Annotated in this window: 19 protein-coding genes; 13 read left to right on the top strand and 6 right to left on the bottom strand. The window is 62.9% G+C overall.

The genetic code is table 11. The features are described from left to right. Positions 1-38: 38 nt before the first annotated feature. From X730_RS158625 to X730_RS158645, 5 genes are all read right to left on the bottom strand, one after another. Entirely contained in the window at positions 39-545 is a 507-nt protein-coding gene (locus tag X730_RS158625) for a GNAT family N-acetyltransferase (protein WP_023825741.1), read from the bottom strand. Beyond that, positions 545-1300 carry a copper homeostasis protein CutC gene (locus X730_RS158630; protein ID WP_023825740.1) on the bottom strand — a complete coding sequence of 252 codons (756 nt, stop codon included), beginning with the start codon at positions 1298-1300 and terminating at the stop codon, positions 545-547. The genes X730_RS158625 and X730_RS158630 overlap by 1 nt, the downstream gene beginning before the upstream one ends. 114 nt (positions 1301-1414) lie before the next feature. Then, positions 1415-1846: a cupin domain-containing protein gene (locus X730_RS158635; RefSeq protein ID WP_023825739.1), complete on the bottom strand. Its 432-nt coding sequence runs from the start codon at positions 1844-1846 to the stop codon at positions 1415-1417. 78 nt (positions 1847-1924) lie between these two features. Further along, entirely contained in the window at positions 1925-2311 is a 387-nt protein-coding gene (locus X730_RS158640) for a hypothetical protein (RefSeq protein ID WP_023730737.1), read from the bottom strand. A 64-nt stretch (positions 2312-2375) separates the two neighbouring features. Further along, positions 2376-2972, bottom strand: coding sequence for an alpha-ketoglutarate-dependent dioxygenase AlkB (locus X730_RS158645; RefSeq protein ID WP_023672616.1), 597 nt, complete (start codon positions 2970-2972; stop codon positions 2376-2378). A gap of 148 nt (positions 2973-3120) precedes the next feature. Here X730_RS158645 and X730_RS158650 point away from each other — a divergent pair, with 148 nt between their 5' ends. The 9 genes from X730_RS158650 to X730_RS158690 all read left to right on the top strand — a co-directional run bounded on the left by X730_RS158650 (position 3121) and on the right by X730_RS158690 (position 12586). Beyond that, complete coding sequence (locus tag X730_RS158650) at positions 3121-3348, top strand: KTSC domain-containing protein (protein WP_023805420.1); 228 nt, start codon at positions 3121-3123, stop codon at positions 3346-3348. A 136-nt stretch (positions 3349-3484) separates the two neighbouring features. Beyond that, positions 3485-3865 (top strand): hypothetical protein, encoded by a 381-nt coding sequence (locus tag X730_RS158655; protein ID WP_023805419.1) that lies wholly within the window; start codon positions 3485-3487, stop codon positions 3863-3865. A 416-nt stretch (positions 3866-4281) separates the two neighbouring features. Further along, a complete protein-coding gene (locus tag X730_RS158660; RefSeq protein WP_023825738.1) occupies positions 4282-5109 on the top strand; it encodes a phosphogluconate dehydrogenase C-terminal domain-containing protein in 828 nt (275 codons plus the stop codon). Between the two features lie 323 nt (positions 5110-5432). Then, positions 5433-6374 carry a D-ribose ABC transporter substrate-binding protein gene (locus X730_RS158665; protein ID WP_023825737.1) on the top strand — a complete coding sequence of 314 codons (942 nt, stop codon included), beginning with the start codon at positions 5433-5435 and terminating at the stop codon, positions 6372-6374. 90 nt (positions 6375-6464) lie between these two features. Continuing rightward, entirely contained in the window at positions 6465-7109 is a 645-nt protein-coding gene (locus tag X730_RS158670) for a DUF2291 family protein (RefSeq protein WP_023825736.1), read from the top strand. Then, positions 7106-8653 carry a sugar ABC transporter ATP-binding protein gene (locus tag X730_RS158675; RefSeq protein WP_023825735.1) on the top strand — a complete coding sequence of 516 codons (1548 nt, stop codon included), beginning with the start codon at positions 7106-7108 and terminating at the stop codon, positions 8651-8653. Before X730_RS158670 ends, X730_RS158675 begins: the two co-directional genes overlap by 4 nt. Further along, a complete protein-coding gene (locus X730_RS158680) occupies positions 8650-9714 on the top strand; it encodes an ABC transporter permease (protein WP_023730743.1) in 1065 nt (354 codons plus the stop codon). Before X730_RS158675 ends, X730_RS158680 begins: the two co-directional genes overlap by 4 nt. A 2-nt stretch (positions 9715-9716) precedes the next feature. Next, a complete protein-coding gene (locus X730_RS158685; RefSeq protein ID WP_023697641.1) occupies positions 9717-10751 on the top strand; it encodes a Gfo/Idh/MocA family oxidoreductase in 1035 nt (344 codons plus the stop codon). Next, positions 10748-12586: a hypothetical protein gene (locus tag X730_RS158690; protein ID WP_023825734.1), complete on the top strand. Its 1839-nt coding sequence runs from the start codon at positions 10748-10750 to the stop codon at positions 12584-12586. Before X730_RS158685 ends, X730_RS158690 begins: the two co-directional genes overlap by 4 nt. A 2-nt stretch (positions 12587-12588) precedes the next feature. Here the strand turns inward: X730_RS158690 and X730_RS158695 are convergent, their stop codons facing one another. Continuing rightward, positions 12589-13302, bottom strand: coding sequence for a transcriptional regulator NanR (locus X730_RS158695; protein ID WP_023672607.1), 714 nt, complete (start codon positions 13300-13302; stop codon positions 12589-12591). A 187-nt stretch (positions 13303-13489) separates the two neighbouring features. Here X730_RS158695 and oiaX point away from each other — a divergent pair, with 187 nt between their 5' ends. The 4 genes from oiaX (at position 13490) to X730_RS158715 (ending at position 18611) form a co-directional block, all read left to right on the top strand. Continuing rightward, entirely contained in the window at positions 13490-14740 is a 1251-nt protein-coding gene (gene oiaX, locus X730_RS158700) for a 3-oxo-isoapionate-4-phosphate decarboxylase OiaX (RefSeq protein WP_023825733.1), read from the top strand. Positions 14741-14744: 4 nt separating this feature from the next. Continuing rightward, positions 14745-16079 carry a four-carbon acid sugar kinase family protein gene (locus tag X730_RS158705; RefSeq protein WP_023825732.1) on the top strand — a complete coding sequence of 445 codons (1335 nt, stop codon included), beginning with the start codon at positions 14745-14747 and terminating at the stop codon, positions 16077-16079. Positions 16080-16314: 235 nt separating this feature from the next. Continuing rightward, the gene (locus X730_RS158710; protein WP_023825731.1) at positions 16315-17838 is read left to right on the top strand and encodes an FGGY-family carbohydrate kinase; all 1524 of its coding nucleotides are present in this window, start codon (positions 16315-16317) and stop codon (positions 17836-17838) included. Beyond that, positions 17835-18611: a DeoR/GlpR family DNA-binding transcription regulator gene (locus tag X730_RS158715; RefSeq protein ID WP_031196642.1), complete on the top strand. Its 777-nt coding sequence runs from the start codon at positions 17835-17837 to the stop codon at positions 18609-18611. Before X730_RS158710 ends, X730_RS158715 begins: the two co-directional genes overlap by 4 nt. The last annotated feature ends 48 nt before the right edge of the window (positions 18612-18659 follow it).

Raw genomic sequence — 18659 nt, 5'->3', positions numbered from 1 at the left:
CGTGGCGATCTGCTTGCCGATCATCAGCCAGCGATGCGTCAGCCCGCAATCTGCCTGAGGTAGTAGCGCACGGTCTTCTGGCCGCCATGGATCGCCGCTTCGCCGACTTGCGCAAAGCCAAGCGCGGCATGGAAGGCGTCCGAAGCCGGATTGGGAGGTTCGGCATTCACCTCGCAGGTGACGATGCTGTGGCCCGCGCGGGCGACTTCCCCGAACAGATCCTCGTAGAGCCGGCGGGCATGGCCGCGGCCGCGCGCTTGCGCCGCGACGACGACGCGGTCGACATAGACGAAGCGTGGATAGCGCTCGCGGAACCAGAGGAAATTCGGGCTGTCGTAGCGCGCATCCTGGTCGAAGGTCATGATGAAGGCTTCGAGCGTGCCGATGCGCCTGACGTAAAACGCTTCGCCAAGCAGGAAGGACAGCCGTTCCGGCTCGAGCCATGACAGTTCGGCGGCGTGCTCATTGTTGAGTGCGAGGATGGCCGCTTCGTCCTGAGGCGAGACACGGCTGATCGGCGACGGCCCAGTCACGGCTTCGCTCATCATGCTCTGGCCGCCGCAATCGTCGCGGCAACCAGCGCCCCATCGGTGACTGTGGTGCGGTATTCGCGGTCGAGATCGCCGCCGCCCATGCCGACTTGCGGGTTGCGGTAGGCCATGGCGCTCGGTACATCCTTGAGCGCGGCGAAGTGCATTTCCGTCAGCCCGGTTGATGCCAGCACCCCGGCGATGTTTTCGGGGTCCAGCGCGCCACAGCCGAGGATGATGATGCGGCCGTCGGCCTGGCGGACGAGATCCGCCAACAGGCCGGCGCCTTCCACCGCGGTGTCCCTCTGGCCGCTGGTCAGCACGCGGCCGACCTTGCAGCGGATCAGCGCTTCCAGCGCCTCGGCCGGGTCGCGCGTCATGTCGAAGGCGCGGTGGCAGGTGACGGCGAGCGGACCGGCGGCATCGACCAGCGCGCCCATGCGGGTTTCGTCGATGGTGCCGTCGGCATTGAGGCAACCGACAACGACGCCGGCGACGCCGAGGTCACGAAGCGCTGCGACATCGGCGAGCATCGAGCTGTATTCGGCCTCGCTGTAGAGGAAATCGCCGCCGCGCGGCCGCACGATGACATGGAAGGGAATTGTCGCGCTCTCGAGTGCGGCGCGCACCGTGCCGAGGCTGGGCGTGATGCCGCCTTCGACCAGGCTGGCGCAGAGCTCGACCCGGTCGGCGCCGGCGGCCTGCGCAGCCAGCAGTCCATCGATGCCTTCGACGCAGATTTCGATCAGGGGGCGAGCATTTCCGGCCAAGGGGCGATCCTTCATGATAGCATGACGGCCAGCCCTAGCATCGGCTCGGTTGGTGGGGAAGCCGGAACAGCCAGTCGCTGCTTGGGCCAGCCCGGCAACCCGGCCGATCCGCTATTACTGGCGCAGCAGCGTGTTCTTGGCGCCTCGTTCGGCCTGGTCGATGACCAGCAGCTTGACCGGGGCGTCGCCGATGTTGGTGGCCTGGTGCCATTGGCCGATCATCTCGATGATGAAATCGCCCGTCTTGTAGGTGTTGCTGTTGCCGGTCTCGACATTCGTCACTTTGAGTGTCCCGGCCCCGACATAGGCGTAGCGGGCAAACGGGTGCTTGTGCACCGGCAGAGTGGCGCCGACCGCAATGTCATAGGTTGAAACCAGCACTTGGACATTTTTCTGCGGCAGCACGATCGGCTGGCCGGACGCCGTCTGGCTGCGATCGGCAAGCGGCGTGACGACAACCGGCGGGCTGGTACTGTCCAGCGCCCGAGCGGGGTTTGCAGAGAGCGCCGCCGCGAACAGCAGCATCGATGCCAGGATCTTTCGCATGGTTCCTCCAGGTTTTACCGCCACCGCGCGGGCGCGACGCCAAACTTCTATCTCTCGTCAGTTACTGGAGACACAACGTCATCCGCCGGTGCCGTCGTCCATCATCGTATTCGTGAGCGCTTCATAGATGTTGCTGCATACCTGGGACCGCGGACAGTGTTTTACGATGAATACCGGCACGACAGTCAGTGCGGCGGCGATCAGGATTTGCAGGAAGAGAGGAGCAGGCTCGAAGCGTTTGCCAAACAAGGCTCGGCAAGCGAAGTAGAGACTTTGAGCCAGGCATGCCCAGACAAGGACATGCAACAGCGTGCTCGTTGCTCGGGCATAGGGCGTTATGTATCCGTCGGGAAAGCCGACCATGCCAAGGTCGACGAGCCACTGCAGAGCCAGAACGCAGGACAGGCATGCCCACAGAAAGAGCGCCACGCGGGTAACCAAAACTCTGCTGCGATCCACGCTCATGTGCGATCGAAGCACAACTGCGCTCGGTCTTCCAGAGCGGCTGCTGCGTGGCTTGGAGTGTGGCCTATTTCAGAGTGCGCAGCGTGATCGAATAGCGGTGCCCGGCGACCGGCGGAATGCTGTGCTCCCACTCGTGGCGCGCCGGGCCGTCAATGAGATAGACAGATCTCGGCTGAACCTCGATCGTCTTGCGATCCCATTTCGAGCCGTTTTTTCGGCGCAGCCGAAAGCTGCAGGGCGCCAGCAGCGAGACGCCGGCGACGAGATCGAAATGCGGCTTGTCGCGATGCCAACCTATGCCCGCGCCCGGCCGATACTCGTTGATGAGCACTTGCGCGAATTCCGTGGCCTGCCTGCCGGCAAAATCCGCGACCTTGTCGCGAAGCGGCAGCAGGAATTTCGGGATGGGCGGCGCTTCGACGACCTGGCGCCGGTCGTAGTCGTAGCGCCAGCCGAAGCCGGCGACCTGCCGGTTGGCAAGGTGGCCGTGGAAATCGAACGGCTTGAAGGACAGTTCATTGAGGTGACGGACCAGTTCCGCCTCTTCGTCCGTTGTGATCAGGCTAGGCCGGTAAGAAAATCCTTCCGGCAGCGTGTCGGCCGCGCCGAAGAGATCGCCCTGGCTGGCATACGCTGTTGTACTGGATTTCGTCTGTGCCATCTGACGGAGAGATAGGAAGCCTCGCCACCCGGGCAAGATTCGGCGTTGTGGTGCGCCTCCCTGTCGGAACCTCCGCATCGTTGCGGCATTACGCATGTTCGAAGCAGGATTTGGGGCGAAAGATTTGGGGACGAAGCAGGATTTCGACATGCCGTCCACCGCCATCCGCAACACCCATTACGACCCGTCGACGAAAATCCTCTCGGTCTGGTTCGTCCCGAGCGGAGCCCGCTACGACTATGAAGAGGTCGAGCCCGAGACCTATGCGGCGTTCCGGGCCGCCTTCTCGAAAGGGCAATTTTTCAACGAGTTCGTGCGCGACCGCTACCGGTTTCAATTGGTTGAAGAAGGGCGTCCGCGAGCAACCGGGTTCTGAAGGTGCGGTGATCCGTATAAGGTCGCGAACCCCAATTGCTTTTCGAATTGACTTGTTTCAACCTGCTTTGTGGGGACGGACAATGCCGTGGTCGAGATGGCCATAACATTGGGGGAGGCAGCTTTTGAAATGCATATTGATTATACTCGGCGTGGTAGGTGTCCTGTCTTCCGCTGCGTCTGCAAAAGATAATCGACAACACATCGACCCTGCCTATCAAAAAAACATCAACTATCTGGCCGGGCTGTCCGACGCCCAGTTGAAATTGGTCGTAACATGGTCAGCCAACGTCATCGCCGTTACGACGCGATGCCCGGCGCTGCAGCTGACTCCAGACGGAAAATCCAAAATAACGGCGATATACATCTTGTACGATGTGCAAGATAAACACCTGATGCCCAATCCCCCCAAATTCAAGAGAGCCATCAGGTTTTATGAAGGCGCTTTCCGCACGGCGGCGCAACGCACGGACAGCTGTAGGGCGGAGAAAGCCAAGGACCCGGGAAGCTACCGGTAAATAATTGTCGGCATGATCGACTAGAAGTGATTTGGCTCGCCGGAACCCCGGCGAAGCGCTCTCTATAGCCCTTCGCCAAATCGCCGCGAGAACTCACGGCCCGAAAACGCGACCGGACCGCGCGGACGCGCTTCGCCTTGCTGGTGGCCCCCCACCGTCACCTCGCGACCGAGCCCCGCAAAAATGGACCTGGAGGCTTCTAACGCGGGCATCGAACGTCTGGAAAGGCAACGGCGCTCTGGCTTGGTTGAATTCTCGACCGCCACTGCGGAAATCGTGCGGACGGAATCCAAACGGGCGCCCGTATAGCCGCTCATCAAAGCCCTGTTCAACTCCTCAATTCGTGGTAAGGTGATTATACCAGTTAATAACATGACGATCGGCGCGGCCGTCGTTTAATGCGGGAGTAGGGATAGATGACGACGATTGCGCTGTTCGGTGCCGGCGGCAAAATGGGTTACCGCCTGTCGACCAATTTTCGCGGATCGCCCTACACGGTACGCCATGTCGAGGTCAGCGAGGCCGGCCGCGAGCGGCTGAAGACCGGACTGGGCTTCGACGCGGTCAGTGCCGATGCGGCGCTCGACGGGGCGGATGTCGTCATCCTGGCCGTTCCCGACACGCATATCGGCAAGGTGGCGGCTGATATCGAGAGCAAGCTCGCGCCTGGCACGATGGTGATAGTGCTCGACGCGGCCGCACCCTTCGCCGGCCATCTGCCCAACCGGCCGGACCTGACCTATTTCGTCACCCATCCCTGTCATCCGCCGATCTTCAACGACGAGACCGACATGGCGGCCAAGAAGGATTATTTTGGCGGCGTCAAGGCCAAGCAGCATATGGTCAGCGCGCTGATGCAGGGGCCGGAAGCGGACTACGCCAAGGGCGAGGCGGTCGCAAAAATCATCTGGGCGCCGGTCATGCGCTCGCACCGTGTCACCGTCGAACAGATGGCGCTGCTGGAGCCCGGTCTATCGGAGACGGTGTGCGCGTCACTGCTTGTCGTCATGAAGGAAGCCGTCGACGAGGTCGTCGCGCGAGGCGTCGACCAACAGGCGGCGCTCGACTTCCTGCTCGGCCACATGAACGTGCTCGGCGCCGTGATTTTCGGCGAGACCAAGGGCGTATTCTCGGATGCCTGCAACAAGGCGATCGAATTCGGCAAGCCGGTGCTGATGCGCGACGACTGGAAGCGGGTGTTCGAGCCCGAAGAGATCGCCGCGAGCATTCGGCGCATTACCTGAGACAGGCCGAGTCGGGCGCTTGCCGGAGCGCCTCGATGGCTCGACACACCCGCCATGACGAACAGATGTTTTGCTCAGTGGGAACATGTCACCTCAATTAGTGATTGACTCATCATACCAGTTGGCTTAGCTGTTGATGGCTTGGGCAAGGGTTCGCGGGAAGTACGAAGCCTGGGCGAGTGGAGGGACGGCGGGGGAGAACCGATCGTTTGGGAAGCCGGCACCGGCATTCAGCCTGAACCGATCGGCGGCCCGCGTTGCGCGATGAATTCGAATGCAGAGGCCTTGATTTATCAAGGCAATTTTTCAAACGGGAGGACATCATGAAACTCACACGCAGAATGACACTTGCGGCGTTCGCCGGCATGCTGGCGCTTGGCACGGCGGTACCCGCCTATGCGGCCGACCTCATTGCCATCATCACGCCCTCGCACGACAATCCGTTCTTCAAGGCGGAAGCCGTCGGCGCCGAAGCCAAGGCCAAGGAACTCGGCTACGAAGCGCTTGTGCTCGTCCATGATGACGACGCCAACAAGCAATCCGAATTGATCGATACGGCGATCGGTCGCGGCGCCAAGGCGATCATCCTCGACAATGCCGGCGCCGACGCCACTGTCGCTGCCGTGCAGAAGGCCAAGGACGCAGGCGTGCCGTCGTTCCTGATCGATCGCGAGATCAACGCCACCGGCGTCGCCGTGGCGCAGATCGTCTCCAACAACTACCAGGGCGCCCAGCTCGGCGCGCAGGAGTTCGTCAAGCTGATGGGCGAGAAGGGCAATTTCGTCGAGCTGGTCGGCAAGGAATCCGATACCAATGCCGGCATTCGCTCGAAGGGCTATCATGACGTCATCGACGATTATCCGGACCTGAAGATGGTCGCCCAGCAATCGGCCAACTGGAGCCAGACGGAAGCCTATTCCAAGATGGAATCGATCCTGCAGGCCAACCCGGATATCAAGGGCGTCATCTCCGGCAACGACACGATGGCCATGGGCGCGTATGCGGCGCTGGTTGCGGCGAACCGCAAGGAAGTCATCGTCGTCGGTTTCGACGGATCCAACGACGTGCGCGATTCGATCACCGCGGGCGGCATCAAGGCAACCGTGCTGCAGCCGGCCTATGCGCAGGCGCAGATGGCGGTCGAGCAGGCCAACGACTTCATCAAGAACAAGAAGTCGCCCGAGAAGGAAAAGCAGCTGATGGACTGCGTGTTGGTCAATGGCGACAATGCTTCCAAGCTGGAAACGTTTGCGCTGACCAACTGAGCCGGCGTGACATGAATAGCGAGGGGCGATCAAGGTCGTCCCTCGCCGCCATTTTCCGTGGGTGCCAATCACCATGCTCAACAGGCCATCATGCTGAACAACAAGCCGATCTGGCCGATGCTTGTCGTTGCAGTCGGCATCAGCCTGACCGCCTGCAAGATTTTGCCGACTCCCTCGGGGGATAGCGGCAATGCCGCCGTCTTCAACCCGGACAAGATGGTCGAGGAGATCTGGGCCGCGAAGGTCGTGCCTTACCTCCAGCAGAAGGCCGGGCCTTTTGCCGAGGTCCACGCTCTGGCAAAAACCGATCCTGCTTCCGCCGGCGCCAAATATGGCAATCCGAACAAGCAGGCGAATTCGCCCTGGACCTTCGCGGTTCGCGTCGAGGGCAAGATCATCGCCGCCAACACGCAGTCGCGGGCCGCGACCATGGATATCGATGTCGACGGCGACGGCAAGGCCGATGCGCGGGTACAGATCGGACCGGCGATGCGTGGAACCGCGCTGCGCGACAGTCTCGATTTCATCCAGTTCAACGATTTTACCAACCAGATCGACTTCGCCCAGTTCGGCAAGGCGTTCAACGCCTATGCCGTCAAGGCCGTGCTTGCCAAACTGCCACGTGACGCGCTGGAAGGCCGGACCGCCAAGGTCCTCGGCGCCTATACGCTCGAAAACGGCCAGGACCTGCCGCTGGTGACGCCGGCGGAGGCAGAAATCGGGCCGAAGCCATGAGCGCTGCGGTTGCTCACGATGTCGTCTTGAAGCTGGAGGACGTCTCCAAGGTCTATTCCGGCACCGTCGCGGTCAAGCGCGCGAATTTCGAGGTGCGCAAGGGCGCCGTCAATGTGCTGGTCGGCGAAAACGGCGCCGGCAAATCGACGCTGATGAAGATTATCGCCGGCGTCGAACAGCCGACGCTCGGCCGGATCCTCCTGGAAGGGGAGGAGGTCTCCTTCTCGTCATCGGGCGACGCGGTGAACCGCGGCATCGGCATGGTGTTCCAAGAGCTGAACCTGTTTGGCAATATGACCGTCGCCGAGAACATCTTCGCCACGCGCGAGATCACCAACCGGTTTCGCAAGATCGACCGCAAGGAGCAGGAGCGCCGTGCGGCCCAATTTCTCGAACGCCTGCAGGCCGGGATAAGGCCCGACATGCTGGTCGAGGATCTGCGCATCGGCCAGCAGCAGCTGGTCGAGATCGCCAAGGCGGTTTCGCTCGATGCACGCATCCTGATCATGGACGAGCCGACCTCGGCGCTGAGTGCGGCGGAAGTCGAGATCCTGTTCAAGGTGATCGCCGACCTCAAGGCGCGCGGCGTGGCGATCGTCTACATCTCGCACCGGCTGGAAGAGCTGATCCGCATTGGCGACTACATCACGGTGCTGCGCGATGGACAGATCACCGGCCAGGAAGAGATGAAAAACGTCGACACGCGGTGGATCGTGCGGCAGATGATCGGCTCCGACGCCAAGGATTTCGCCAAGGCCGACGGCCATGTACCCGGCGAAGAAATATTCCGCGCCGAGGACATCTGCCTGCCGCGCGCGACCGGCGGGCTGGCAGTCGATCACGTCTCCCTGTCGCTGCGCGCCGGCGAGATCCTCGGCATCTATGGCCTGATGGGCGCCGGGCGCAGCGAACTGTTCGACTGCATCATGGGCCGCCATGGCCAGGCGACCGGCGCGATCTTCATCGCCGGCAAGAAGGTCAAGGAGCGGGACACGACGCGGCGCATCCGGCGCGGGCTGGCGCTGATCCCCGAAGACCGCCAACGCGAAGGGCTGGTGTCGATCCTCTCCGTCGCCAGCAATCTGACACTGGCCAGCCTGTCGCGCTTTGTCCGCCTGTTCCACATCAGTGGCGGCCAGGAGAAGCAGGCGGTCACGCAGATGGTGCGGGAACTGGCGATCAAAGTCGCCGACCCGGCGCAGGAGGTCTCGTCGCTGTCGGGCGGCAACCAGCAAAAGGTGGTGATCGGCAAGGCGCTGCTCACCGGGCCGAAGGTGCTGCTGATGGACGAGCCGAGCCGTGGCATCGATGTCGGCGCCAAGGCCGACGTCTTCCGCACCATGCGCAAACTGTCGCGCGATGGGCTCGGTATTCTGTTCGCCACCTCGGATCTCGATGAGGTGATGGCGCTGTCCGACCGCATCGCGGTGATGAGCAACGGAAAACTGACCGGCATGTTCGATCGCGCCGAGGCGACGGAGGCAGCCCTTGTCGCCGCCTCGGCACTTGGCCACGGACCGGCCCCGCACACGGAGAACCCATGACTGACATCCCGGCCAAGGCGGCTGCCCCCTCCGTCTCGAGCGGCTCGCTGCTGCTGACGCTGATGAAGGCGAGGACCTTCATCGCGCTGATCGCCGTCTTGGTCTTCTTCTCGATCGCGGCGCCGAATTTCCTGTCGACCGCCAACCTGATCCTGATGTCGAAACATGTGGCGCTGAACGCCTTCCTCGCCATGGGCATGACCTTCGTCATCATCACCGGCGGCATCGATCTCTCAGTCGGCTCGATCGTCGGCCTGTGCGGCATGGTCGCCGGCTATCTCGTGCTCAACGGCATCGACCTGCAATTCGGCTACACCATCTATTTCAACGTCGTCGAGATCGCGCTGATCACGCTGGCGGTTGGCATATTGATCGGCGCCGTCAACGGATTGCTGATCACCAGGCTGAACGTCGCGCCGTTCATCGCCACACTCGGCGTGCTCTATGTCGCGCGCGGCCTGGCGTTGCTGTCGTCGGACGGCCGCACCTTCCCCAACCTCGTCGGCAAGCCGGAGCTTGGCACCACCGGGTTTGGTTTCCTCGGCGCCGGGCGGCTGCTCGGCCTGCCGGTGGCGATCTGGATCCTGATCGTTGTTGCGCTGGTTGCGGCATATCTCGCCAAATACACGCCGCTCGGCCGCCACATCTTCGCCGTCGGCGGCAATGAACGGGCGTCGCGAATTTCGGGCGTTCGTGTCAACATGGTGAAAATGTTCGTCTACATGTTCTCCGGCTTCTGCGCGGCGATCGTCGGCCTGATCATCTCGTCGGAACTGATGGCCTCGCACCCGGCAACGGGCGAAAGTTTCGAGCTCAACGCCATCGCGGCGGCAGTGCTCGGCGGCACCTCGATGTCGGGTGGGCGCGGCACGATCGGCGGCACCATTGTCGGCGCCTTCGTCATCGGCATTCTTTCGGACGGGTTGGTGATGATGGGCGTGAGTTCCTTCTGGCAGATGGTGATCAAGGGCCTTGTCATCATCGTCGCCGTCGTCGTCGACCAAGCGCAGCGCCGGCTGCAGAGCCGGGTGACGCTGATGCAGATGGCAAAGGCAGGCTGAGCATGGCGGAGTTGCGGGGAGGGCTCATCGGCTGCGGCTTCTTTGCCATCAACCAGATGCATGCCTGGCGCGACATTGAAGGCGCCGCGATGGTCGCCATTTGCGACCGCGACCCGGAGCGGCTGCGCATCATCGGCGACCAGTTCGGCATTGCGAAGCGCTACACCGACGCGGCAGAGATGTTTGCAAGCGAAAGCCTCGACTTCGTCGATATCGCCACCACCGTTCCCAGCCATCGTCCGCTGGTCGAGATGGCGGCGCTGCACCGTGTGCCGGTGATTTGCCAAAAGCCGTTCGCGCCGACGCTTGCCGACGCCAAGGCGATGGTGAGGGCCTGCGTGGAAGCCGGCGTACCGCTGATGGTGCATGAGAATTTTCGCTGGCAGTCGGCGATCCAGGCGGTGCGTGCCGTGCTGGACAGCGGCGAGATCGGCACGCCGTTCTTCGGGCGCATCTCCTTCCGCTCCGCCTATGACGTGTTTTCCGGCCAGCCCTATCTCGCCAAGGGAAAGCGCTTCATCATCGAAGACCTCGGTATCCACATCCTCGACATCGCCCGTTTTCTACTCGGCGACGTATCGACGATCACGACGCGAACGGCGCGCATCAACCCCGATATCGCCGGCGAGGACGTCGTAACGATGCTGATGGATCACAAGAGCGGCGCCACCTCAGTCGTCGACTGCAGCTACGCGACGAAGCTTGCCGTGGAGCCGTTTCCCGAAACGCTTATCGAGATCGACGGCAGCGACGGCACAATCCGCCTGGCGCAGGGATATCGGCTCACCGTGACCGGCAGGAGCGGCACGAAGATCACCGACGTTTCGCCGCCCGTACTCGCCTGGGCATCGCGCCCATGGCACAACATCCAGGAGAGTGTCGTCGCCATCCAGCAGCACTGGGTCGACTGCCTGGCAAAGGGAACCGAGCCGGCGACCTCGGGCGCCGACAATCTCAAGACATTCGCGCTGGTCGAGGCGGCCTATCTGGGCGCCGCGAGCCACGAACCTGTCCACCTGGATGGCTTGCTGACATGACAGCCGACGCCTTCCTCCTATACGGCACACGCGTGGTCGAGGCCGAGCCGGTCAGGCTGAGTGCGGGCCTGCTCAGCGCCGACTTTGTCAACGGCAATCTGCGCACCATCCGTTACGGCGGCATCGAAGTGCTGCGCGCCATCGCCTACATCGTGCGCGACCGCGACTGGGGCACTTACGAGCCTGAACTGACCGACCTTGCCGTCGATCAGGACGCCGACAGCTTCTCCGTCAGCTACTCCGCAAGTTGCTTAGCGCCGGGCGGAAGCCGGCTCGACCTTCGCGCTACGATCAAGGGCTCCGCCAACGGTCACCTGGTCTTCGACGTCAGCGCGGTCCCTGAAAGCGATTTCGAGACCAATCGCTGCGGCTTCTGCATCCTGCATCCGATCGCCGGCCTCTCCGGAAGCCCGGTGACGGTCGAGCATACGGACGGCAGCTTGGTGGCGGCGAAGCTGCCGCTGTTGATCGATCCCTGGCAGCCTTTCAAGGATTTGCGCGCGATCACCCATGAAGTCCGGCCGGGCATCACTGCCGAATGCCGGATGGAAGGCGACACTTTCGAGATGGAGGACCAGCGCAACTGGTCGGACGCGTCATACAAGACCTATGTGCGGCCGCTGGCGCTGCCATGGCCCTATGTGCTGCCGGCCGGCCAAACTGTAAGCCAGACGGTCAGCCTTCGCATCACCGGCGAGGGGGGAATGCCGGCCGCAGCATCTGCCGCCGAACCGGTCAGCGTCGAACTCGGCGAGACCGGGCAGAGGCTGCCGGATCTCGGCGTGATCATCTACCCGGATGAGGTCGAAGCAGCGCTCGCAAATCTTTCGACATTGACCAAGCTCGGCCCGCAGCAACTTGTCTTCCACTACGATCCGACGCGCGGCCACGGTCTCGAAGCATTGCAGTCTTATGCAAGGCTCACCGCCGCCTATCCGGTGCAGACGACGCTGGAATGCGTCGTTGCCTGCGCGGGCGATCTCGACGCTGAACTTTCAGCCGTCGCGAACCTGGTGCGGCAGGCCGGACTAAAACTCTCGGCCATTGCCGTCTCGCCTTCGGTCGACCGGCAGTCGACGCCGCCGGGCAGCGCGTGGCCGGACTGTCCGCCGCTGGAAGACGTCTATGCCGCTGCCCGTCGCGCCTTTCCGGGTATCAAGCTTGGCGGCGGCATGTTCAGCTATTTCACCGAGCTCAACCGCAAGCGCGTGCCGGCGGGCCTGCTCGATTTCATCACTCACTGCACGTGCCCGATCGTGCACGCCGCCGACGATCTCAGCGTCATGCAGTCGCTGGAGGCGCTGCCCTTCATCACCGCGTCGGCGCGGGCAATCTTCGGGGCAAAGCCTTACCGCATCGGTCCGTCGACGATCGCCATGCGCCAGAACCCCTACGGGGGCGCGACCAAACCCAATCCCGAGGGACAGCGCATCGCCATGGCCGATCGCGACCCTCGCCATGCCGGCCTCTTCGCAGCCGCATGGGCGATCGGCTATGCCGCGCGTGTCGCGTCGGCCGGGCTGGAACTGCTCACGCTCTCCGGCTTCGCCGGACCGTTCGGCGTGCTCGCAGCGTCCGGCGAACCCGTCGCCGAAGGCGCACCCCGGCCGATCTTCGATGCCATCAAGGGTCTTTGCGAAATGGCCGGCCTTGCGTATGTGGCGGCAAGGACGAGCGATCAGACGAAGGTGCTGGCGCTGGCCGGCCGCTCCGCTTCGGGCAAGACCGTGGCGTGGCTGGCGAACCTGACGGCGGACGACGTGACGGTCGACATCTCAGCGTTTGGCCGAGGCCAACTGGTGATGACCCCTTACGCGATCACGCGGATCGGCTGAAATCAGTTGCCGGAGTTCATCACATAAAGCGCGCGCGAGCGCTCGAGGTGCTTGATCATCGCCTTCTCGGCGCCGTCGGCATCCTTCTTCTCAATGCGGCCGATGATCTCTTCATGCTCGGTCAGCGTGAACTGTTCCTTGCCGGTCCAGATCAGCATTTCGGTGTGATATTCCTTCAGCCAACCGAGCATCGCCTCGCTGACGGCGATATAGATCGGGTTGCCTGAAATGGCCGCGATCTGGGTGTGAAACTTCATGTCGGCTGAAATGAAAGCCTCGGAATCGCCACGAAAGCCACGCTGTTCGGCAATTGTGGCCCGCAGCTGCTCAACGTCCTCGGCAGTGGCGTTTTCGGCGGCTTCCCTGACCATACCGCGCTCGAAGAAGATGCGCGCCGTTTTCAGGTGTTCCAACGTGTCCTTCGACGACGACAGGATGATCTTGGCTGCGCCATCGACCTGCTTGATGATCGACTTGGCGGTCAGCTGCAGCACCTTGGCGCGTTCCCCATGCGAGATCGCGACGAGGCCCATATTGCTCAGCGCCTGCATCGCCTCGCGGATCGCGGGACGGCCGACCTCGAAGCGCTCCATCAACTCGCGCTCCGACGGCATGTCGTCGCCCGGCGTCAATTCTCCGCTGGTGATCAGGCGCTTCAGCCGCAAAAACACTTCGTCGGAAAGTTTGCGCCGGACGATCGGCTCCGAACGGTTCATCGTCGCGAATCACTCCCTTGACCTGTGTCTATCTAGCACTGCCGCAGCTGTTCCCGGAATGGCTGTCGCCCCGATCGCCCATAGCCGCCAGACAGGATATTGCTTGCAAAGCTTATGTACTCATTATACCAGATTCCGACGATCAAGGAACTCTTTTCGAACCCCCTGCGGCCTCAGACAACGAACCATGATCACGCTCACCTACCGCATCGAGACATCAGGCAGCATCGAGACGCTGGCAGCCAAGATCGCCAGCGACCAGTCGACTGGAACCTTCGTCGCGCTGCCCGGCGAGACCGAGGAACTGAAAGCCCGGGTGGCCGCGCGTGTCCTGGCCATTCGGCACCTGCCGGACGCACTTCGCCCCTCCATTCCCGAGGCCGGCAACGGGCCGTTCAAGCGCGCGGATGTCGACATCGCCTTTCCATTCGATGCCATCGGCCACGACCTGTCGGCTCTGATGACCATTGCCATCGGCGGCGCCTATTCGATCAAGGGCCTAACCGGCATTCGCGTTGTCGACATGAAGCTGCCGGAGCAATTCCGCGGCGCGCATCCAGGTCCGCAATTCGGCGTCGCCGGCAGCCGCAGGCTGACAGGTGTCACGGATCGGCCGATCATCGGCACCATCGTCAAGCCGGCGCTGGGGCTGCGGCCCCCCGAAACCGCCGCGATGGTGGGCGAGCTGATCGCCGCCGGTGTCGATTTCATCAAGGACGATGAGAAGCTGATGAGCCCAGCCTATTCGCCGCTGGCGGAGCGGGTAAAGGCAATCATGCCGCTGATCCTCGACCACGAGCAGAGGACCGGCAAGAAGGTGATGTACGCCTTCGGCATCTCGCATGCCGACCCGGACGAGATGATGCGCAATCACGATCTGGTGGCCAAGGCCGGCGGAAATTGCGCGGTGGTCAACATCAACTCCGTCGGTTTCGGTGGCCTGGCCTTCTTGAGAAAACGCTCCAGCCTGGTGCTTCACGCTCATCGCAACGGCTGGGACATCCTCACCCGCCATCCCGGCCTCGGTATGGATTTCAAGGTCTGGCAACAGTTCTGGCGGCTGCTCGGCGTCGACCAGTTCCAGATCAACGGCATCCAATCGAAATACTGGGAGCCGGACGCGTCTTTCGTCGAGTCCTTCAAGGCGGTGACGACGCCGATTTTTGCCCCTGAGGATTGCGCCTTGCCTGTGGCGGGCTCCGGCCAATGGGGCGGGCAAGCGCCCGAGACCTATGAACGGACCGGCCGGACGGTCGATCTGCTCTATCTGTGCGGCGGCGGCATCGTCAGCCATCCGGATGGACCGGGCGCCGGGGTGCGTGCCGTGCAGCAAGCCTGGCAGGCGGCGGTCGACGGCATTCCGCTGGCGGATTTCGCCTTGAGCCATCCGGAGCTGGCGCGGTCGATCGAAAAATTCGGCGACGGCAAAGCGGCCTGAAGCAATGCAAGACCTGCTTCTCAGCTATTATGGCGACGACCTCACCGGCTCGACCGACGTCATGGAAGCGCTCGAACTCGGCGGCGTGCCGACCGTGCTATTTATGCGCCAGCCGGACGCGGCCATGCTTGCGCAGTTCAGCCACTGCCGCGCCATTGGATTGGCCGGCACCAGCCGCAGCGAGACGCCACAATGGATGGACACGCATCTGAGCGATGCCTTCGCTTGGCTGAAGACGCTGAATGCCGCGATCTGTCACTACAAGGTCTGCTCGACCTTCGATTCCAGTCCGACGATCGGCAGCATCGGTCGCGCCATCGAGATCGGCCGCTCGGTCTTCGCGCAGGACAGCGTGCCGCTGCTGGTCGGGGCGCCGCAGCTCAAGCGTTACACCGCCTTCGGTCATTTGTTCGCGGTCTATCGTGAAAAGTATTTCCGCATCGACCGCCATCCGGTGATGAGCCGCCACCCGACGACGCCGATGGATGAATCCGACCTGCTGATCCATCTGTCGCGGCAGACGGAGCTCACATCGGGGCTGGTCGATCTCGCGACGTTGCAGTCGGCGTCGCGCTCGGAAGCCTTCGACCGCTTGCTCGCAAAGGGCACCGACATCGTACTTGTCGATGTCGACAGCCTCGAGACGCAGGCGCTTGCCGGCAAGGAGATATGGCGCGCCCGCAAGCCGGGCGGTTCGTTCGTCGTCGGCTCGTCGGGGATCGAATATGCGCTGCTGGCCGAATGGGTGTCGAACGGGACAGTCAGAGCTGAACCAGAATTTTCGCCGCCGGGTGCCGCCGACCGGATCGCGGTCGTCTCGGGCAGTTGTTCGTCGACGACCGAACGACAGATCCGTCACGCTTTGACTGACGGCTTCGACGGCATCGAGGTCGATCCCGTCGAACTGATCTCCGAAGCTTCCGGAGATGCGATCGCACGCGCGACGGCAGCCGGTCGCGCCAGTCTGGAAGCCGGGCGCAGCGTCGTTCTCTACACGGCCCTTGGACCCGCGGCCGATAGGGGGGGCGAAATCGACCGCCAGGAAGGCGCCCGCCACAAGCTCGGGCGGGGCCTCGGCGAACTGCTTCGCGCGCTGACCATCGAGCAGAAGTTGCAGCGCGTGGTCGTTGCCGGCGGCGATACGTCGAGCCACGCGCTCGGCCAGATGGGTGTCGATGCGCTGACCGTGCGGATGCCGTTGCCGGCGTCGCCGGGCTCGCCGCTTTGCGTCGCTCACTCGCGCGTCAAGGCGATCGATGGGCTGGAGGTGGCACTCAAGGGCGGGCAGGTTGGAACCGACCGCTATTTCAGCGCCATCCGTGACGGCCTTAGCAGCTGATTACGCGTCGCCTGGCAACCGCGAGATCCATTCATGCCCTCTAACGGCGCGGTAGCGGTTTTTGTCGCGCATGTTGACGTTAAATTCACATAAAGATATGGGTGTTTTGTCGGGGCAAGGTACTTTTGCCATTTATCCGCCTTGCTCTATCGGGGTTGTCGCCATGTGTTTCGCCCTTGCATCAGACTGCAGGATCGCCCTGTAGCAATCGCCAATGCTGAAAGAGGCGGTGATCATGCCCAGCCTGCTCGGAATCGATAACGGCCTCACGGTCACCAAGGCGGTCATCTTCGATGCCGACGGCACGCAATTGTCCGTGGCGCGTCGCCGGGTGCCGCAATCGATGCCCCACGCGCGCTGGGTGGAGCGCGACATGTCAGGCCTGTGGCAAGCAACAGCCGACGCCATCAAGGAGGCGATCGCGCTCTCCGGCAGGCCGGCGGAAGACATCAAGGCGGTGGCGGCGACCGCGCATGGCGATGGTCTCTATGTGCTCGATCATGATCGTCAGCCTTTGGGACCAGGCATCCTGTCGCTCGACAGCCGCGCCGGCGACATTGTCGACAGGTGGTCCGCCGGTACCGTTTTCACCGATGCGCTGGCGACGACAGGCCAGACGCCGCATGTTTCGGCGCCGTCGGCGCTGCTGGCGTGGCTTAAGCAGAACGATCCTGATCGCTATGGCCGCATCGGCCGTGTGCTGGCCTGCAAGGACTGGTTGCGCTTTTGCCTGACCGGCACGATCGGGACCGACCGCACGGAGGCCAGCACTTCATTCACGGATTTTCGCACGCAAGCCTATGCGCCTGAAGCGCTGCGCATCTTCGGGTTGGAGGATCTGTTCAACGCGCTGCCGCCGGTGGGGCATTCGGCTGACGTCGCCGGTCAAGTCACAGCCGATGCCGCCGAAAGGACCGGCCTTCGCAAGGGAACACCGGTCGCCTGCGGCCTGCACGACGTGGCCGCCTCGGCGCTTGGCATGGGCGGCCATGAAGACGGCGTGCTCGCCATCGTCGCCGGCACGTATTCCATCAACGAAGTCGTCTCTTCGCAACCGCGCGTCGACCGACGTTGGTTCTGCCGCAACGCCATCGATGCGGGGCGTTGGAACAACATGTCGATCTCGCCGGCCTCGACCGCGAACTACGACTGGTTTCTCGACACTTTCTGTCGCTTGGAGCAAGACAGGACAAACGCGGATGGCGGCTCGCTCCACGAATTGCTGGCGGGAGAGATCGACGCGGCGTTGAAGAAGCCTTCGACCATCCTGTTTCATCCCTATCTGTTCGGCTCTCCCTATGGCGATTTGGCCAGCGGCAGCTTTGTCGGCCTGCATGGCTGGCACAATCGCGGCGACATGCTGAAGGCGGTTCTGGAAGGCATCGCCTTCAATCACCGCACCCATGTCGAGGCTTTGCGCGACGGCTTTGCCGTCAGCGAGATCCGCCTGACCGGCGGCGGTTCGCGCAATCCTGCTTTCGTCCAGATGTTTGCCGACGTGCTGAACGCCCCGGTCACCGTCACCTCGACGGATGAGACCGCGGCCCTCGGTGCCGCGCTTTGCGCAGGTGCTGCGGTCGGCTTGTTCAAGACGCCGCAAGAGGGCGCCAGGCAGGTCGGCATGACGGAGCGGACATATCAGCCAGCGCCGGCCTCCAGTGCTGTGTTCAACGAGCGGTTTTCGCTCTACTGCCGCATCGCCGAGCAGATGAAGTCGCATTGGCCTGATATCGAAAGGCTGGCGGGGGGAGAAGCATGATCAAGGCCGACGAACGACGCGAGGAGATCGCCGACTATGTGATCAAGCTCGGCCAGGTGCGCATCGACGATCTGGTCGAGCATTTCGGGGTGTCGCGCATGACCATCCACCGGCACATCGACCGGCTGGCGCAACAGGGCGTGCTGCGCAAGCTGCATGGCGCGGTGACGGTTCAGCCGTCCGGTCTCTACGAGAGCGCGTTTCGCTATCGGGTGACGGTCAACAGGGCGGAGAAGGATGCGCTGGCGCGGGCAGCACTGGATTATATCGAGGCCGGCCAGGTGGTGATGCTCGACGATTCATCGACAGCAAACGCGGTCGCCACGCTGCTGCTCGACGTCAAGCCGTTGACGGTCGTCACCAACAGCGTGTCGACGGCGGCGCTGATGATCAATGTCGACGACCTCGACTTCATCTGTCTCGGCGGCCAGTATCACGGCACCTACAATGCCTATATCGGCATCGTCTGCGAGAACGCCGTGGCGCAATTGCGCGCCAATGTGCTGATCTGTTCGGCTTCGGCCGTCACCGGAACCACGGCTTTCATCCAGGATCCGAATGTCGTGCGGGTCAAGCAGGCGATGATGACCGCCTCCGTGAAGCGCATCCTTTTGGTCGACCACGCAAAATTCGACCGGATCGCGCTGCATGTCTTCGACGATTTGACCAGTTTCGACGCCGTGCTGGTGACCGAGGGCCTCGGCGATGCGCAGGCGCAGAGCCTCGAGCGGGCCGGCGTGAAACTGCGCATCGTCAAGACGAAAGCGCCATGAGCCGAACAGACGGAGCAGGGGCGGACAATCGCGCCGGACGTCTCGCAG

This window comes from Mesorhizobium sp. L103C131B0 (assembly GCF_000502275.1).
In the GTDB taxonomy this organism is placed as follows: domain Bacteria; phylum Pseudomonadota; class Alphaproteobacteria; order Rhizobiales; family Rhizobiaceae; genus Mesorhizobium.
The sequence above is the reverse complement of the archived record's forward strand: the minus strand, read 5'-3'. Positions and strand labels throughout refer to the sequence as shown.

Excerpts from the sequence above, each read along its gene's own strand:
- oiaX (WP_023825733.1), top strand. The coding sequence starts at position 13,490 with ATGATCACGCTCACCTACCGCATCGAGACATCAGGCAGCATCGAGACG.
- X730_RS158715 (WP_031196642.1), top strand. The coding sequence starts at position 17,835 with ATGATCAAGGCCGACGAACGACGCGAGGAGATCGCCGACTATGTGATC.
- X730_RS158680 (WP_023730743.1), top strand. The coding sequence starts at position 8,650 with ATGACTGACATCCCGGCCAAGGCGGCTGCCCCCTCCGTCTCGAGCGGC.
- X730_RS158695 (WP_023672607.1), bottom strand. The coding sequence starts at position 13,302 with ATGAACCGTTCGGAGCCGATCGTCCGGCGCAAACTTTCCGACGAAGTG.
- X730_RS158710 (WP_023825731.1), top strand. The coding sequence starts at position 16,315 with ATGCCCAGCCTGCTCGGAATCGATAACGGCCTCACGGTCACCAAGGCG.
- X730_RS158650 (WP_023805420.1), top strand. The coding sequence starts at position 3,121 with ATGCCGTCCACCGCCATCCGCAACACCCATTACGACCCGTCGACGAAA.
- X730_RS158675 (WP_023825735.1), top strand. The coding sequence starts at position 7,106 with ATGAGCGCTGCGGTTGCTCACGATGTCGTCTTGAAGCTGGAGGACGTC.
- X730_RS158640 (WP_023730737.1), bottom strand. The coding sequence starts at position 2,311 with ATGAGCGTGGATCGCAGCAGAGTTTTGGTTACCCGCGTGGCGCTCTTT.
- X730_RS158625 (WP_023825741.1), bottom strand. The coding sequence starts at position 545 with ATGAGCGAAGCCGTGACTGGGCCGTCGCCGATCAGCCGTGTCTCGCCT.
- X730_RS158705 (WP_023825732.1), top strand. The coding sequence starts at position 14,745 with ATGCAAGACCTGCTTCTCAGCTATTATGGCGACGACCTCACCGGCTCG.
- X730_RS158645 (WP_023672616.1), bottom strand. The coding sequence starts at position 2,972 with ATGGCACAGACGAAATCCAGTACAACAGCGTATGCCAGCCAGGGCGAT.
- X730_RS158660 (WP_023825738.1), top strand. The coding sequence starts at position 4,282 with ATGACGACGATTGCGCTGTTCGGTGCCGGCGGCAAAATGGGTTACCGC.
- X730_RS158685 (WP_023697641.1), top strand. The coding sequence starts at position 9,717 with ATGGCGGAGTTGCGGGGAGGGCTCATCGGCTGCGGCTTCTTTGCCATC.
- X730_RS158670 (WP_023825736.1), top strand. The coding sequence starts at position 6,465 with ATGCTGAACAACAAGCCGATCTGGCCGATGCTTGTCGTTGCAGTCGGC.
- X730_RS158665 (WP_023825737.1), top strand. The coding sequence starts at position 5,433 with ATGAAACTCACACGCAGAATGACACTTGCGGCGTTCGCCGGCATGCTG.
- X730_RS158635 (WP_023825739.1), bottom strand. The coding sequence starts at position 1,846 with ATGCGAAAGATCCTGGCATCGATGCTGCTGTTCGCGGCGGCGCTCTCT.
- X730_RS158690 (WP_023825734.1), top strand. The coding sequence starts at position 10,748 with ATGACAGCCGACGCCTTCCTCCTATACGGCACACGCGTGGTCGAGGCC.